The sequence below is a fragment of the Bombella pluederhausensis genome (assembly GCF_026385525.1).
Classification (GTDB): Bacteria; Pseudomonadota; Alphaproteobacteria; order Acetobacterales; family Acetobacteraceae; genus Bombella; species Bombella pluederhausensis.
This window is the reverse complement of the sequence record NZ_JANIDY010000001.1, coordinates 888,829-904,912: the sequence shown is the minus strand read 5'-3', so window position 1 is coordinate 904,912 and position 16,084 is coordinate 888,829. Positions and strand designations below refer to the sequence as shown.

General features: G+C 57.2%; 13 protein-coding genes and 1 riboswitch. Of the genes, 10 read left to right on the top strand and 3 right to left on the bottom strand.

The window, feature by feature from the left end; translation table 11 throughout:
- The first annotated feature begins 57 nt into the window (after positions 1-57).
- Positions 58-145: riboswitch (Fluoride riboswitch) on the top strand.
- Positions 146-189: 44 nt separating this feature from the next.
- Positions 190-1,530: a voltage-gated chloride channel family protein gene (locus NQF86_RS04075; RefSeq protein WP_266116308.1), complete on the top strand. Its 1,341-nt coding sequence runs from the start codon at positions 190-192 to the stop codon at positions 1,528-1,530.
- Positions 1,531-1,534: 4 nt separating this feature from the next.
- Entirely contained in the window at positions 1,535-1,825 is a 291-nt protein-coding gene (locus tag NQF86_RS04070; RefSeq protein ID WP_266116307.1) for a putative quinol monooxygenase, read from the top strand.
- Between the two features lie 86 nt (positions 1,826-1,911).
- Here NQF86_RS04070 and NQF86_RS04065 read toward each other — a convergent pair whose 3' ends face one another.
- Complete coding sequence (locus tag NQF86_RS04065; RefSeq protein ID WP_266116306.1) at positions 1,912-4,704, bottom strand: phosphoenolpyruvate carboxylase; 2,793 nt, start codon at positions 4,702-4,704, stop codon at positions 1,912-1,914.
- Between the two features lie 226 nt (positions 4,705-4,930).
- Between NQF86_RS04065 and NQF86_RS04060 the strand changes: the two genes are divergently transcribed.
- From NQF86_RS04060 to NQF86_RS04025, 8 genes are all read left to right on the top strand, one after another.
- Positions 4,931-6,187 carry a DUF445 domain-containing protein gene (locus NQF86_RS04060; RefSeq protein ID WP_266116305.1) on the top strand — a complete coding sequence of 419 codons (1,257 nt, stop codon included), beginning with the start codon at positions 4,931-4,933 and terminating at the stop codon, positions 6,185-6,187.
- Positions 6,188-6,321: 134 nt separating this feature from the next.
- On the top strand, positions 6,322-6,816 hold the full coding sequence (locus NQF86_RS04055; RefSeq protein WP_266116304.1) for an SUF system Fe-S cluster assembly regulator: 495 nt from the start codon (positions 6,322-6,324) through the stop codon (positions 6,814-6,816).
- On the top strand, positions 6,791-8,272 hold the full coding sequence (sufB, locus tag NQF86_RS04050) for a Fe-S cluster assembly protein SufB (RefSeq protein ID WP_266116303.1): 1,482 nt from the start codon (positions 6,791-6,793) through the stop codon (positions 8,270-8,272). Before NQF86_RS04055 ends, sufB begins: the two co-directional genes overlap by 26 nt.
- A 3-nt stretch (positions 8,273-8,275) precedes the next feature.
- Positions 8,276-9,046, top strand: coding sequence for a Fe-S cluster assembly ATPase SufC (gene sufC / locus NQF86_RS04045; protein ID WP_266116302.1), 771 nt, complete (start codon positions 8,276-8,278; stop codon positions 9,044-9,046).
- Positions 9,043-10,242: a Fe-S cluster assembly protein SufD gene (sufD, locus tag NQF86_RS04040; RefSeq protein ID WP_266116301.1), complete on the top strand. Its 1,200-nt coding sequence runs from the start codon at positions 9,043-9,045 to the stop codon at positions 10,240-10,242. Before sufC ends, sufD begins: the two co-directional genes overlap by 4 nt.
- On the top strand, positions 10,235-11,446 hold the full coding sequence (locus tag NQF86_RS04035) for a cysteine desulfurase (protein ID WP_266116300.1): 1,212 nt from the start codon (positions 10,235-10,237) through the stop codon (positions 11,444-11,446). Before sufD ends, NQF86_RS04035 begins: the two co-directional genes overlap by 8 nt.
- A 7-nt stretch (positions 11,447-11,453) precedes the next feature.
- Positions 11,454-11,900, top strand: coding sequence for an SUF system Fe-S cluster assembly protein (locus NQF86_RS04030; RefSeq protein WP_266116299.1), 447 nt, complete (start codon positions 11,454-11,456; stop codon positions 11,898-11,900).
- 39 nt (positions 11,901-11,939) lie between these two features.
- Positions 11,940-12,296: a HesB/IscA family protein gene (locus NQF86_RS04025; protein ID WP_077395666.1), complete on the top strand. Its 357-nt coding sequence runs from the start codon at positions 11,940-11,942 to the stop codon at positions 12,294-12,296.
- Between the two features lie 39 nt (positions 12,297-12,335).
- Here NQF86_RS04025 and NQF86_RS04020 read toward each other — a convergent pair whose 3' ends face one another.
- Together NQF86_RS04020 and NQF86_RS04015 are read right to left on the bottom strand one after the other, a co-directional pair.
- Positions 12,336-13,619 carry a class I SAM-dependent RNA methyltransferase gene (locus NQF86_RS04020; protein ID WP_266116298.1) on the bottom strand — a complete coding sequence of 428 codons (1,284 nt, stop codon included), beginning with the start codon at positions 13,617-13,619 and terminating at the stop codon, positions 12,336-12,338.
- 11 nt (positions 13,620-13,630) lie between these two features.
- A complete protein-coding gene (locus NQF86_RS04015) occupies positions 13,631-15,967 on the bottom strand; it encodes a DEAD/DEAH box helicase (protein WP_407652851.1) in 2,337 nt (778 codons plus the stop codon).
- Positions 15,968-16,084: the final 117 nt, after the last annotated feature.

Sequence of the window (16,084 nt, the reverse complement as noted above, 5' to 3'; positions counted from 1 at the left end):
TGGCGGAGGGTTTTCTTTTACGCCTGTATTGACAGACGGTCGTATGATGGTGTTTCCTTGAAAAAAGGTGATGGATTACCACCGGGCCAGAATGGCCGAACCGCCACCCGGTTCATCGGGAAAGGCTGATGATTCCTGCCAATAATGCCTTCCATAGCGTATATGGAGGGACTGGTGAGGGAGTCTGTCATGCCGCCTTTTAAAGAAATCGTCTCTTTTTTGTTGAATCTTCTGCGCTGGCTGGGCCTGCTTGTGCCTCTGGCCGTGGTCGTAGGTAGTTCTTGCGCCTTGTTCCTCTGGATGTTGGAGTGGGTGACGCATTATCGTTTTGTTCATCCGGCCATTCTGTATGGGTTGCCCTTTGCTGGTGTGGCTGTGGCCCTGTCCTATTATTGGTGGGGCGGCCGTGCTGGTGGTGGCAATAACTTGATTATTGATGAGATCCATAAGCCATCAGAAGGGGTTCCCCTGCGTATGGCGCCGCTGGTCTTTATCGGGACGGTTGTTAGTCATCTTTTTGGGGCGTCCGTGGGGCGAGAAGGAACTGCCGTACAGATGGGGGGCAGTCTTGCCAGCAGTTTTGCTACATGGTTCCGGTTGGATAAACGCAGCACGAGTATCCTTCTAACGGCCGGTGTGGCGTCCGGTCTGGGGGCCGTGTATGGCACGCCCATTACGGGGGCTGTCTTTGGGCTGGAAGTTTTGACCCTTGGTGCATTGGATTATTCAGCTTTGCTCCCTGTGGCGGTGACGTCCATCATTGCAGACTGGACATGCCATCAGTGGGGGATTCATCACGCTGTCTATCCTGTTACCTTCAAGGGGCTTGCAGCACCGGGGCAGGTACCGTTTCATGTTGATGCCGTATTGTGGGTGAAGGTTGCCATTGCTGCCGTAGCCTTTGGCTTTGCCAGCCGTGCTTTTGCGGAAGGTGTGTACAGGCTCAGCCCCATCATCAAGAAAATCTGCCCGACACCGTGGTTGCAGCCTGCCATTGGTGGCGTGGCGACCATTCTGCTGGTCTGGCTTCTGGGAACACGGGATTATCTGGGGTTGGGTGTCATGGCTCCGGAAGCAGGAGGGGCCTCCATCGTCAATTTCTTCAGTACGGCCCATTATGACTGGAGCTGGCTGCTGAAGCTGGTCTTCACCGTCATTGCTCTTGCCACAGGGTATAAAGGGGGTGAAGTCACGCCTCTGTTCTTTGTTGGGGCAGGGCTGGGGAACGCTCTTGCGCCTGTGTTGGGTGTGCCTGGTGATCTTCTGGCGGGTGTGGGCATGGTGGCCGTGTTCGGTGGTGCCGTGAATACGCCGCTGGCCTGTACGGTTATGGGGGTGGAACTCTTTGGGGGGACGAATATCGTCTATTATGCGACAGGCTGTTTCATCGCCTATCTCTGTTCCGGCCATACGGGTATCTATCTGTCCCAGAAGGTCGGCGTACCCAAGATTTGGCGGCCTGATTTCGTGCCGGGGATCGCTCTGCGCCGCACGAGGGAAGGTATCTGGAAAGAAGAGCCAAAGGTTTGAGGACATGAACAATAAAGACTGTGTGACGGCGATTATCCGTTTCCCGGTAGCCCATCATAATCAAGCGAGAGACCTTTTCAGAAAGATTGTGCAGAGGTCACGGCAGGATGAGGGCTGCCTTCGCTTTGTGGCGTATGAGGACAAAGAGACAGAAGGTGTCTTCACGCTTAATGAGGAATGGGCGGATGAAGCCAGCCTTCAGGCGCATCTGGCCTCGGAGCATGTTCAGGCCAGTTTTAAGGCCATTGAGGCCCTTGGCGGCAGGATTGAAAATATTTGGTGTAGGGAACTCTGAGCTCTAATGAATCAGATGTGAAAAGGGCCTCTTTCCGGGAGAGAAAGAGGCCCTTTTTGTAGGTCTGTTATTCTGACGTAGTTACATCAGCCGAAGCAGTGATTGGCGTGCATGATGGCCACGCCGACTTCCCGAAGGAGGTCGAAAGCGTCTCGCAGTGGCTGGAAGATTTCCCGATGCTCACGGGCAAAGCCCTGTGCTACACCGGCCCCGCCGGGTTCCCCGAAATCAAGATCAGCAATGCTGGGGGCAGTGATGGGGAACAGATCATCCAGAAGGCGTAGTGCCCGTGGGACGTCAAGGCAGAGAATGAGCGTTGTGATGGCTTCTCGTGTCAGGCCGCCACGAGGGCCGAAATAGGGAATGTGTGTTCCCAGTGTCCAGATACGATCCATCAGGGCAAAGCGGATGACATGCAGCAGTTTTTCATCCACATCCATGCGGGGCGCTTCCGGCCACGCAGAACGCAGGGCGATGTCTTCCCGCTGGATACGGCGGAACAGAGCCGGGACACTTTTCCAAAATTCCAGCTCCTCCAGATCACGGGCGATATTGAGGAAGTGAACCCGCTCATCAGCATTGTCGCAGTCTGCTGCACGGTTCAGCCATGTGCCGGGGTCCAGCTGATGGATGGTGGCCCGCAGCACATCAAGGTCTGAATGTTTCAGGGCCTGAGAGGCAAAATCCATCAGCTGGCGGAAGCGGGGTGAGCTATGGCGAAGCTGTTCAAACTGTTCCGTATGGCGGCGGGCTGCCCCACCGAGACCATGCAGAACATTGGCCCACCAGCCCAGCTGCTGGAGGATAGCATTATTAGGGATGGCCCGTATCTGGCTGGGATGGGTGATGCGTGTCACCCGAGCCGTATCGGACTGGCGGGCAGAGGGACGAGAGCCAGTTTTGTCCACCAACGCAGGGCCGAAGGCACTTAGCAGAGCAGTATAGCCGGGGTCATTCACCAGATCGCCCATTTTCAAGGCAATGGTGGAGAAGAAATCCATGGCGAAATCAGGCTTGCTGAAAAGCGGGTCATTCAGCTTGTCTTTCGCAATGGGTTCCCCCTGTGAGGCTACGAACTCGGCCAGTGTAGCAATGGTGGAGGAAGCAAGCTTGTCCGTTCCGAAAGAGAGGTAGCCATCTCCCCCTTGGAAAGCCGCTTCAACTCGGCTTGTAATGCCTGCCTCATGCAGGGCATGGCGTGTATTGGCCGGAGAGAAATATTCCAGACGTTCTTTCAGGCTGAAAGGATGGGCACCACGACCGATGCTTTCACCATGTGTATCGAACATGGTCAGGGCGATATCGTCCAGCCCATGCTCTTTCATCAGCTCCAGCGTACGCAGGCGCAGCCGTTCGACCATAGGCCCAGCGGCCAGCTGGCCGACATAACGCCCGGAATCCGAATAGCCGAACTGAAGCGAGAGACGGCCATTAGCCCGGAGATAAGCTCGCCAGTGGGGAGAACGGAAGGCTTCTTCCAGAATTTCTTCCCCGTTCTCCAAGGCTGTTTCTGTTTCAAAGAGTGGGGAGATTTCGATCTGGTCGTCCCGGATTCCAAACAGGCGGGCCAGCCAGAGCGTAGCAAGCAGCGTATAGCCACTTTCTGTTTCGGCGATCAGGAAGCGAATGGGTGACCCAGAATCAACATGCTTGAGGATCTGCGCCATGGTCATCATCAGGCGTGATGCCGCACTGGGCTCTACCAGCAACGCCCCGAAATCAATGGCCAGTGGCTTCAGATTATCCATGGCGGCATCAATATGGGAGAGCAATGCCCGGCGATGGAACGGCAGGGTTGGGTCATCGGTCAGGCCCAGTCGTGTGCGGGCCACGTTGTAAATCTGTGCCGCATTGAGGCGGGTATGGATGTGGGACAGTCCCAGCCCGTGATTCAGGAAACCTGTGCGGATGACGTCCAGTTGCTGGGCTGTGGCGTTATCCAGTTTTGCCGCCTCATCCCGGAACAGGGGAAGCAGGTCTTCGGCACTGAGGAGAGCTGTTTCCCGCAGATCAATGAGAATATGGGAGAAACGGGCAATGTCTTCCGGCTGCATGGTCTGGCCGGGGACGGAGCGGGGGCAGGCATCACGCTGTTTCTGCGTGGCATGCAGGGCGGACTCAACCCGCTTGCCGAGGGCAGATTCTTTCAGGCCGATCTTGTCCAGCCCTTCGAGCAGGCGTTCCAGCTGGGCGATTTTGAGGCCCAGACGAATACGGATGGTATCCCACCAGCCAATATCGTTACGGCCATCCGTATCGAACCCGACCCAGCTTGCGAGGCGAACAGGGGCCGGGGTCAGTTCTTCGGTATCGGGCCAGCGGCGGCGGGCGGCCTGAAAGATTTCTGCTGCCAGCTTGTCCAGCGCATCACGCCCACGGGTGATAGCGGCAAGAGCAAGAGACTGTTCTTCATCCAGCGTGGGGGGAGCCTGACGGCGATGGCTTGGCAGGGACGGCACCGGGCAGGCGGGGTCTTCTGCACGGCGGGCCAGAAGTTCGTAAACGTCATTGGCCAGTGCAAAGGTCGGGTGAGCGGTGAAGACCGCCGCAAAGCCGGTAGAGGCAAGGTCTTCCGGTGTCCGTGCTTGGGCAACAAGCTGTTCGGCTACTTTACGGAGGCGTGGCTCTGGTGGGCACTCCGCACCATCACGTTCCAGCCCGATATAGCGGCGCAGGGCATCGGCACGGGTTACAAAGTTGCGGTCCCGCAACAGACGGATGGCCTGACCGATTGTTTCCAGCCCATTTTCCTGCCCTGTTTTTTCCGCAATGGAAATGATCAGGCTGGAAAGCTCATGTGGTGTGCGCTTCAGTGTTGTGGCGCAGGATTCAATCAGTTCGGCAGGCGATGCGTCAGTCTGGGAGGCGCAATCTGGCATGGGGAACAGTCTCGCTTGGTCTTGATCTCATGTCAGCCGGGAGGAGAGCAGTGGCTCACTGCACCGGCACGGTCGTTCCTGTATAGGCTTAATTATGGTAATGCGCCAAGTGTTGTTAAGAAGTGTTTTCCGTCTGTTTTGCCTGTGTTCTGCTGGTATTTTCTTGAAATGACGGGGACTGTGCTCAGCCCCGTGCAAGACGGTGTTGAGGAGTCAGTCCGTTATTATGTCCGTTCCAGCGCGTAAAAATCGGGTTTCTCTCTGGGCCACTCTGCTGCTGGTGGGGGCGTCCCTGCTGGCAGTCATTAGCCGGCTGAGCCTTTGGCAGAAGCTTTTTGGTCCGTCCATCTGGCTGGAAATGCTGCGTGCGGGCAGTCAGGCGGGTGTTGTGGGAGGGGTGGCAGACTGGTTTGCCGTTACGGCCCTGTTCCGGCATCCGCTGGGCTTACCCATTCCACATACGGCTATCCTGCCACAGCGTAAGGCCCAGCTGGGGGAGGCGCTTGGGCGTTTCATGGTCGAGCATTTTCTGACGGAAGAAGAAATGCTGCGACTGCTGGAGCGTACTGACCTGCCTGCCGCTCTGGCTTGCCTTCTTAAGAAGGAAGAAACAGAGGAGCGTTTGCTTCGGCATTTGCGGGGGCTGGCCCCTGCCATGCTGGAGCGGATGGGTGATGGACGGGGCAGTTCCTTTCTGGTCAGCCTGTTTCCAACCCTGATGAAACGGGATGACATCACGGCGCTGGTCATCAGGGGCCTGCGAGCCATGGTAGATGGCGATGTGCATCAGGAAGTTTTTTCGTTCTTTCTTGCTCAGTTCAAGGAGCTGGTCAGTACGAAGGAAGCGGACCTCCATCATTTCGTGGAGCGGCGGGTACGGGAGCAGGGAGGGCGTCTAATCGGTTGGGCGATTGGAACCTCAGTAGCTACGCAGGTGCTTACGGCTCTAAAAGCGGAGCTAAGCCGGGTGGACCCGATGGATTCTGAAATCAGGCACGGTTTTACCCGTTGGGTACGGAGAAAACTCCGTGATCTGGATGAAGACCCGCAGAGTGCCCATGATCTGATGGATAGTATTGCAGCCTTTTTCTCTCACGATAGTGTGAAAGAATGGAGCGGAGGGCTGTGGCGGCGCCTGTGCCAGATGGTGGAAGATGATAGCCGGCGTGATGATGGGCTGAACATGCAAGCCCTGAAGACGGCTTATCAGCAGTTGGTGGAGATGCTGGAAAATAAGACGGAGCTCTCCAGTCAGTTAGATCAGGCGGTTCGTCAGGCTGTTCTTCAGGCCCTGCCGCAGATGCAGCGGAATGTAGCGGGAATGATTGCCCGTGTGGTGGGACGCTGGGATGCGGAGAGCCTGTCATCCCGGTTGGAGTCCGGCATCGGGAAGGACCTGGCTTATATCCGTGTTAATGGCACTGTGGTCGGTTTTGTGGTAGGAGCGGTACTGGAAGCCTTGCTCCTTATTCTCGTCCCATGATGAAGACTGGAGGGGCGCCGTGGATAAGCATTACATAAAGCTTGACCCTAAGAAAAATATGGGTCACTTCCTTGAATGGGGACCAGTAGGGTCTTAAATTAAGAATCATTGATACAGGCTGTAGGTTTTTCATTGTGCTGAGACTGTCCAAACTGGCTGACTATGCAACTGTTGTTCTTGTGCGCTTGGGTGTGCGTGGCGATCTGGCTACCGCCGCCTCTCTGGCACAGGAGACCGGCGTGCCCGAACCAACAGTTGCCAAGCTGCTGAAGGGACTGGCAGCCGGTGGGCTGGTCGTGTCCTATCGTGGTGCACGGGGCGGGTATCGTCTGGCGGAGGCGTTGAAAGACATCTCCGTGGCACGGGTCATTACCGTTGTGGATGGTCCCATCTGTGTGACGGCCTGCTGTGATGGCAAGGAATGTGCACATGGGGAAACCTGCGGCCTGTCCGGGCAGTGGGATATGGTTAATGGAGCGGTCCGTCAGGCTCTGGAGACCATTACTCTGGCAGATATGGCCAACCCCGATCTGAAATTTGATCCGTCCTCTGCCACCTCGGCGGAAGCGACAATGCATAGGCCTGAGAAACAGGGAGGATGTCATGCCGGCTGTGTCGGAAACCCGTGAAGCCGTTGAGAAACTGGCCAAGTCCAATTACGAATGGGGTTTTGAGACGAATGTGGAGATGGACCTCGCCCCGAAAGGGTTGAATGAGGACATCGTCCGGCTGATTTCCGCTCGCAAGAAAGAGCCTCAGTGGATGCTGGAATGGCGACTGAAGGCCTTCCGTGCGTGGCAGGAAATGAGCGAGCCGAATTGGGCAAAGATCAAACATCCGCCGATTGATTATCAGGATGCCCATTATTTCGCTCAGCCCAAGAAGAAGCCCGGTCCGAAAAGCCTTGATGAAGTCGATCCCGAGCTGCTGAAGACCTACGAGAAGCTTGGCATTCCGCTTCACGAGCAGGAGATGCTGGCTGGTGTGGAAGGTGCAGGCCAGAAAACGCCTGTGGCTGTTGACGCCGTGTTTGACAGCGTCTCCGTGGCAACAACCTTCCGCAAGACGCTGGCTGAAGCAGGCGTGATTTTCTGCCCGATCTCCGAGGCGATTATCGAACATCCCGAGTTGGTGAAGAAATATCTGGGCACGGTCGTGCCTGTTGCTGATAATTTCTTCTCGGCCCTGAACTCGGCCGTCTTTACCGATGGTTCCTTCGTTTATGTGCCCAAAGGGGTGCGCTGCCCGATGGAACTGTCCACCTATTTCCGCATCAATGCCCGTAACACCGGGCAATTTGAGCGGACGCTGATCATTGCCGAGGATCAGGCTACCGTATCCTATCTGGAGGGATGCACGGCTCCGCAGCGTGATGAGAACCAGCTTCATGCTGCTGTGGTTGAGCTGGTGGCGATGGAAGATGCCTTCATCAAATATTCCACGGTGCAGAACTGGTATCCGGGTGATGAAAACGGCAAGGGCGGTATCTATAACTTCGTGACCAAGCGGGGCATCTGCAAAGGTGACCGTGCCCGCATCTCATGGACACAGGTGGAAACCGGCTCTGCCATCACATGGAAGTATCCATCCTGCATTCTGGCGGGGAAGGGGTCGGTCGGTGAGTTCTATTCCGTTGCCGTGACCAATGGGCACCAGCAGGCCGACACGGGCACGAAGATGATCCATCTTGCCCCGGATACACGGTCCACCATTGTGGCCAAGACCATCTCTGCCGGGAAGTCGGACAGTACCTATCGTGGACTGGTCCGTATGCAGCCCAAGGCCCGTAATGGCCGTAACTTTACGCAGTGTGACAGCCTGCTGATCGGCAATCAGTGCGGTGCCCATACGGTTCCCTATATCGAGAGCCGCAACATGAGTGCCCGTGTCGAGCATGAGGCGACAACATCCAAGATTTCCGAGGACCAGCTCTTCTATTGCCGGTCTCGTGGTTTTTCAGAAGAAGAAGCCGTTGGCCTGATCGTGAACGGTTTCTGCCGGGAAGTCCTCAAGGAACTTCCGATGGAATTTGCTGTGGAAGCACAGAAGCTGCTTCAGATCAGTCTGGAAGGGAGCGTGGGTTAAGCTATGAGTGATTTTCTGAAGATTGAAGGGCTGAAAGCCCAGATCGATGCTGACGGAACCCCCAAGGAAATTCTGAAGGGTCTGGACCTGACGATCCCCAAGGGGGAAGTCCATGCCATCATGGGGCCGAACGGGTCCGGTAAATCCACGCTGTCTTACGTTCTGGCAGGACGTGAGGATTATGAGGTGACGGGTGGGTCCGCTCACTTCAAGGGACAGGACCTGCTGGAGCTGGAACCGGAAGAACGTGCTGCGCTGGGCGTGTTTCTGGCTTTCCAGTCCCCTGTGGAGCTGCCGGGTGTCAATAACGCCAACTTCCTGCGGACAGCCGTAAATGCTGTGCGCAAGGCCCGTGGTGAGGAGGAGCTGGATGCGGTGTCCTTCCTCAAGCTGGCACGGGAGGAAACGGCCCGTCTTTCCATGTCCGGCGAGATGCTTAAGCGTGCCGTGAATGTCGGCTTCTCCGGTGGTGAGAAGAAGCGCAACGAAGTGCTTCAGATGCGTCTGCTCAAGCCGTCACTTGCCATTCTGGACGAGACGGATAGCGGGCTGGATATTGATGCGCTGCGCATCGTGGCAGATGGCGTCAATTCCCTGCGTGGGCCGGATTTCTCCTCTCTGGTGATTACTCATCATCAGCGTCTTTTGGACTATATCGTGCCGGACCGTGTGCATGTCATGGCGCATGGCCGCATCATCCATAGTGGCGGGCCGGAAGTGGCCACCCTGCTGGAAAAACAGGGCTACAAACAGTTTCTTGAGGCAGCAGCGTGAGTGAGAACAATGCAGCAGCCTGGCAGGCCCTGACGGGTCGTGCCGGGGAGCGTGCAGCCCTGCTGGGGACGGAAGGGCTGCCGACAAGGCGGGTTGAAGCATGGCATTATACGCCGCTTCAGTCCCTGAATGGTGTCGCATGGCAGGCCGCACCGGCCCTTGATGATGCTGCCGTGAAGCAGCGTGTGGATGGGCTGGCCCTGCCGAAGCATGATGGTCTGCTTGTTTTTGCCAATGGGCGGTTCTGTAAGGCTCTGTCTCATCTGCCAGCCTGCATGGATGTGCAGGAATATGGTGATGGTTCTGCCGTACAGCCGCTTCTGGCTGGGCGTTTCTCTGCGGGGCTGAATGCGGCCCTGCGCCAGCCGGGGGCACGGCTGCATGTTCCGGCCGGGAAAGATGCCGGTCTGATCGTCATGGTCAGTCTGACAGAAGGAAATGGTGTCTCCACTCACCTTCATCACAGTGTCACGCTGGATGAAGGGGCGTCTCTGACCCTGTTGGATATCCAGCTTGGTGAAGGACAGTATCTGACGAACCCGCAGATGGATGTTCATTGTGCGGACAATGCCCATCTCAGCCATGTCACGCATCAGGCGGAAAGCCGTGAGGCTGCCCGTCTGGGGATCATTGGTGCCTGTATTGGTGAGCGTGGCAATTATGACAGCTTCACCCTCAATCAGGGTGGTGTGCTGGCTCGTCAGGAGGTGGTCAGCCAGCTTTCCGGTCCGTTCAGCAACACGAATGTCAATGCCATCCAGCTCGTTGATGGCAGCCGGCTGAATGATCTGTCCTCTATGATCCATCATGCTTCGCCGGACTGCACATCCCGCCAGACGGTGCGGACGGTGCTGTCTGAAAACGGACAGGGTGTGTTTCAGGGCAAGATTCTGGTGGATCAGATTGCCCAGAAGACCGATGGCTACCAGATGAATCAGGCTCTGCTCCTTTCCGAAAAGGCGCAGATGAACAGCAAGCCGGAGCTTGAGATTTACGCTGATGACGTTAAGTGCAGCCACGGGGCAACCGTTGGTGCACTGGATGAAGATCAGCTGTTTTATCTCCGTTCCCGTGGTGTTCAGGAGGAGCAGGCCCGTGACCTGCTGGTTCAGGCCTTCCTGCTGGAAACGGTAGAGCTGGTTGAGCATGAAAGCCTGCGTGATTATCTGCTGAAGGCATTGCCCGGCCATGTTTGATAACGTGCGTGCCCGCTTCCCCATTCTTTCCGAAACGGCTCATGGTCGCCCGCTGGTCTTTCTGGATAGTGCGGCTTCCGCCCAGAAGCCGGATTGCGTCATAGAGGCCATGGGTGAAGCGGCACGGCATTGTTACGCCAATATTCACCGTGGTCTGTACGATATGAGCGAACGGACCACGCAGGCCTATGAGGCTGTGCGGGATGATGTGGCCCGTTTCCTGAATGCGGCAGACCGGCGGGAGATTGTCTTTACCAAGAATAGTACGGAAGGCCTCAATCTTTTGGCCCATTCGCTGGGGAACCAGCTGAAGCCCGGTCAGGCCGTATTGATTTCTGCGCTGGAACATCATGCCAACATCGTGCCGTGGCTTATGCTGCGGGACCGTCTGGGCATTGAGCTGCGTGTTGCGCCGATCAATGCGGATGGTGACATTGACCTTGCCGCCTATGAGGAGCTGCTGCGGGATGGCCGGGTGGCTCTGGTCTCGGTCACGCATATGTCCAACGTGCTGGGGACCATCACCCCCGTAACGAAGCTGGCAGAGCTGGCGCATCGTTATGGAGCAAAGATCATCGTTGATGGCTCCCAGTCCATCGTGCACCGCAGGGTGGACGTGCAGGCTCTGGGAGCGGATTTCTTCGTCTTTACCGGCCATAAGCTTTATGGCCCGACGGGGGTTGGCATCCTTTGGGGAAAGTTGCCTCTGTTGGAGGAAATGCCGCCTTTCCTTGGTGGTGGCGACATGATCCAGTCCGTCTCGTTCGAGAAAGCGACATGGGCGGATGTGCCGCATAAGTTCGAGGCCGGTACGCCAGCCATTCTGGAGGTTCTGGGTCTTGGGGCGGCCATCCGTTTCGTGGAAAGTCTGGGGGCGGAGGCGATTGAGGCGCATGAGCGTGATCTGGTCGCTTATGCCCAGACAGTGCTTGAAAAGACGGATGGAGTGCGCATCATGGGTAACCCGGTAGAGCGGGGCGGTGTGTTCTCGCTCGAGGTGGAGGGGGCCCATCCTCATGATCTGGCCGTTCTGCTGGATCAGCAGGGGATTGCCATCCGTGCCGGACAGCATTGTGCGGAACCGCTGATGCAGGAGCTTGGAGTGCAGGCCACCGCTAGAGCCAGTTTTGCCATTTATACGACACGTGACGAGATAGACGCTCTGGCCCATGGCATTGAGCGTGCGCGTGCCTTACTTGCGTGAGGACATCATGAGAGAAGCAGACGACCTGAAGATCAGAGAAGAAGCGGTTTCTCCCGCTGTGGAGGAGACTGTTCCCGCTGGGCCGTCTGTTCCGACACGGGAGCAGGCCTATGAGGGGCAGGAGGAGCTTGTTCCGCCGCCTGTGGATGCTCCGCCGCAGCAGGATGAAGTCATCGCTGCTATTGAGACCGTTTTTGACCCGGAAATCCCGGTCAATGTGTATGAGCTGGGGCTGATTTACGCCATCGACCTGCATGATGACGGGCGTGTGGATATTGAGATGTCTCTTACGGCACCGAACTGCCCCAGTGCACAGGAGCTGCCCCAGATGGTGCGTTATGCCGTGCTGTCTGTTCCGACCGTGCGGGAAGTGACCGTCAAGGTGGTATGGGATCCACCGTGGGATATGAGCCGGATGAGCGACAATGCTCGTCTGGCCCTGAATATGTTCTGATTGCAAACGCTGGAAACTGGAACCGGGAGGGTAACTTTCATGACAGATACTGCCCCTAAACGCAGCCTGCCACCTTTGATGACCATGACCGACCGTGCCGCTGCCCGTCTTAAGGCTCTGTACGAAGGAGCCGAACAGGGAAAATTCCTGCGTATCAGCGTGGGCAAGCGTGGCTGTTCCGGTATGTCCTATGAAATGAATTTCGTCCCGGAAATCCAGAAGGGGGACGAGCGGATCGAGGATCACGGTCTGACCTTGCTTGTGGACAGCAAGGCCACGCTGTTCCTGATCGGGACGGTCATGGATTATGAGGTGAAGGAGCTGGAGTCAGGCTTTACCTTCACCAATCCCAATGAAAAAGGCCGTTGCGGCTGTGGGGAAAGCTTTCACGTTTGATCGTGAAAGCTGCTTTGCAAGGATGAAGCGGAAGGGAGATTATCCCTTCCGCTTTTTTTCGGCCTTGCGGATGCGTTTGGGGTCTCTGGAAAGAACCAGTACGGTCTCCACTTCCGTGGACCAGAGAAACTGGTCGATCACGGTCCATGACAGCACGGCAAAGCCAGCCTGTTTCAGGGCTGGGAGTTCCTTTTCCAGTGCAGCCGGGTTGCAGCTCACATAAACCATATCCTGCACTTTAGAGCGCAGGAGGGAAGCAAGCTGTTTGCCGGTACCGGCATAAGGCGGGTCCAGCATGACCACACGGGCTTGGTTTAGTTCCGGCGGTAGAAGGGGCTGACGATTCAGATCCCGCTCGAATCCTTCGGCACGGCTGCCATGGGTGGCTACACGCAGGGCGGCAATGGCGGCTTTATCGCCTTCATAGGCCTGTACGAATCCGTGTTGAGCTAATGGAAAGGTCAGGGTGCCGCAACCGGCGTAAAGCTCAATGATTCGGTCTTTCCGGTTCAGTGGAGGCAGACCGGCGAGAACCGCCTCGCAGATGGCCCGTTCTCCTTCCTGACTGGCCTGAAGGAAACTGGCCGGAGGCGGAGAGATCTTCACACCCCCAAAATGATGAAAAACCGGCCCAGACTGAGCCGCCGTTTCCATCACCTTGCCGGGAGCCGGACGCCATGTGATGCGGGGGATGTGATGTTCCCGTGCAAAAGCGGCCAGCTTCTCCCTGTCGGACCCGCTGAGAGGAGACGGAGTTTCCAGTGTGAGATCAGGGCCACTTTCCAGAAGATTGATGGCCAGATTGCCACGCCCTGTCAGAGCGCCAAGAGAGGATAGGCACTGGCGGAGGGGTTGGAGCAGATCAAACAGTTCCGGGCGGATGAGGGGACATTCTGTCATGTCCACCGGATCGCCACCTCGCTGATGCAGTCCAAGAACCATACCCCCCGGTACCCGTTGCAGGGCCACGTCAAGCCGTTGGCGGCTGTGAGGAGGCGTCTGGTACAGAGTGGGCTCAGGCAGGTCTGTAAAACCGCCTTTGTTCAGAGCCCGCTGGACGTGATCCTTTTTCCAATCCAGAAGGGCGGTCTGGTCCATATGCTGGAGAGCACAGCCTCCGCAGCGTTCAGAGAGGGAACAGGGAGGGGCTACACGGTGGGGAGAGGAGCTTTCCCGCTCCAGTAGCTCTACCTGACCATTATGGAAGCGCAGGTGAAGCCGCTCGCCCGGCAATGTGCCGGGGATGTACCAGACCTGCCCATCGTGCCGCACCATCCCGTCTCCCGAACGGCCAAGCTGTTCGACAGTGGCATGAATCTGCATGGAGGTTCCTATCATGCGTCAGACGGATCGCGCGGTTCCGGCAGGAAGCTGACCTTCATGAAGGCCGGTACATTCTCGCCAAAGCCATCCTGAATCCCGTTCTTTTCCGGCACAGGGGGAAGAAGTTCGGCACGACCAGAGCGCTGCTTGTGGTCATGTTTGCGGGCTTCCGGCAGAGGGTCACGTTCCGCCTGCTTCTTGCGGGCAGGGCGCTCCTCCTGCTTGGCATCGGAAGGTTTTTTACCCTTGCCGCCCCGATGACGTTCCTTATTTTCAGGCTTACCGGGAGCTGGTGCGTTTTCTTCTTCACCACGCCATTCAAGATGACGGAAACCTTTCACGGCCACAGGCTCGATGGTCTTACCCGTCAGAGTTTCGACCGCTTCGAGCAGCTTCTGCTCATCTGGTGTGGCCAAGCTGTAGGCTTTGCCTTCCTTGCCTGCACGGCCTGTGCGGCCAATGCGGTGGACATAGTCTTCCGCATTGAAAGGCAGGTCATAATTGAAGACGTGGGAAAGCCCGCCAATATCGATACCACGGGCAGCAACATCCGAGCAGACCAGAATCTGGAGGTCACCTGTGCGGAAGCGTTCCAGCGTCTCAAAACGCAGGTCCTGTGTTAGATCGCCATGCAGATGGCCGACAGAGAATTTCTGTCGTGTCAGATGGCTCTCCAGCATGTCCACATCACGCTTGCGGTTGCAGAAGATGATGGCGTTCTGCACATCATCCTGCCGCAGCAGGGCGCAGAGGGCACGGTTCTTATCTTTCTTCTCTACAACCAGCAGCCCTTCGGTGATGGTGCTGGCAACGGAAGACTGGCGGGCTACGGTGATTTCCTTGGGGTTATTCAGGAAGTCATCAGCCAGACGGCGAATCTCCGGTGCCATGGTGGCGGAGAAGAAAAGTGTCTGGCGCCGCTTGGGTAGCAGGCCCACAATGCGCTCGATATCGGGGATGAAGCCCATATCCAGCATCCGGTCTGCTTCATCAATGACAAGCAGGTCCGTTTGCGTCATCAGCAGGCCACCACGCTCGAACATGTCGAGCAGGCGCCCCGGTGTGGCGATGAGAACATCAACCCCACGGTTGAGCAGCTCCCGCTGTTCATTCATCTTTCCGCCGCCGATCAGCAGGGCATGGGTAAGGCGAAGATGCGCACCATACTGCTTGAAGTTCTCGGCCACCTGAAGGGCCAGCTCACGGGTTGGCTCAAGAATCAGCGAGCGAGGCATCCGGGCCCGAGCACGGGATTTTGAGAGTTTCTCCAGCATGGGCAGGGTAAAGGACGCCGTTTTTCCGGTTCCTGTCTGTGCAACGCCCAGAACGTCACGCCCTGCCAGAATCTCCGGCACGGCCTGCGCCTGAATCGGTGTTGGGTGTGTATAGCCCATTTCCTCGACAGCTCGGAGAATAGGCTGGGATAGGGCAAGATCGCTGAAGCGGATACGGTCATCCGTTTCCAGCACGTCTTTCGTTACGCTGGCGGGAGTGTCCTGAGGGAGGACCTCCTCAGTCTCTGGTTCTGGTTTGGGGGCGGCTTTCCGGCGGCGGGCAGGTTTTGCAGCAGGCTTCTTTTCCTCAGTCGTAGAGGTGGATGCCTCTGCATCGGTTGTCTTGACTGTTGTGCGGCGCCGAGTGGTTTTCTTTGCAGGCTTAGCCTCTGCTGTCTCGTCAGCCTCGGTGTCTGTTACGGGAGCAGCATCTTCAGCTTCGGCGACCTTCTTCCGGCGTGTACGTGTCGTTTTGGCCGGTTTCTTTTCTTCAGTCTCTGTGCTGGAAGCCTCGGTTTCCGCTTTTTTGGTGCGGCTGCTGGCGGCTTTTGTTGTGCCAGTCGCAGATTTGCGGCGTGTCGGTGCCTTGCGGGCACGAGATGGTGCTTCTGCTTCCGACACAGCGGCCTGTGCATCTTCCGTCACGCTGTCGGCTTCTGGCGTTTCGGTGGCAGCTTTCCGGCGGGTCCGCCTCACAGGCTTCTTGACGGGCTCGGCTGCGTCCTTAACCTTTTCAGGCGAGGCGTTTTCTTCGGTTTTTGTCTTCACGCTGCGGCGGCGAACCGTGCGTTTTGGTTTTTCCGCATTTTCATCGTCAGAGTCTGCTGGCGTAGCCGTCTCGACTGGTACGGAAGCGGCAGAGGCTTTTTTTCTGGTGCTGGCTGCCGTACGGCGGCGGGCTGTTTTGGGAGCGGCCGGGGTCGCTTCCTCATTCTGCACGGCATCATCTACTGGCTGTTCCATCCCGGTTTCTGTCCCGGTACGGGGTGTCTTCGTGCGGGTAGAGGACGTTTTCCGCGTGCGGCTGGCGCTGCTGCGGGTTTTGGACGGACCAGAGGATGGTTTACTGCTCAAATGACTCTCGGAATGTTTCTGTTACGGGTCGGACTGCCCGGCACCCTGTCGGGCAGATGGAAGATGACCGGGAAAGTGGAGGTTCCATAATTCCCGGTTCATTACCGTTCGTTATCG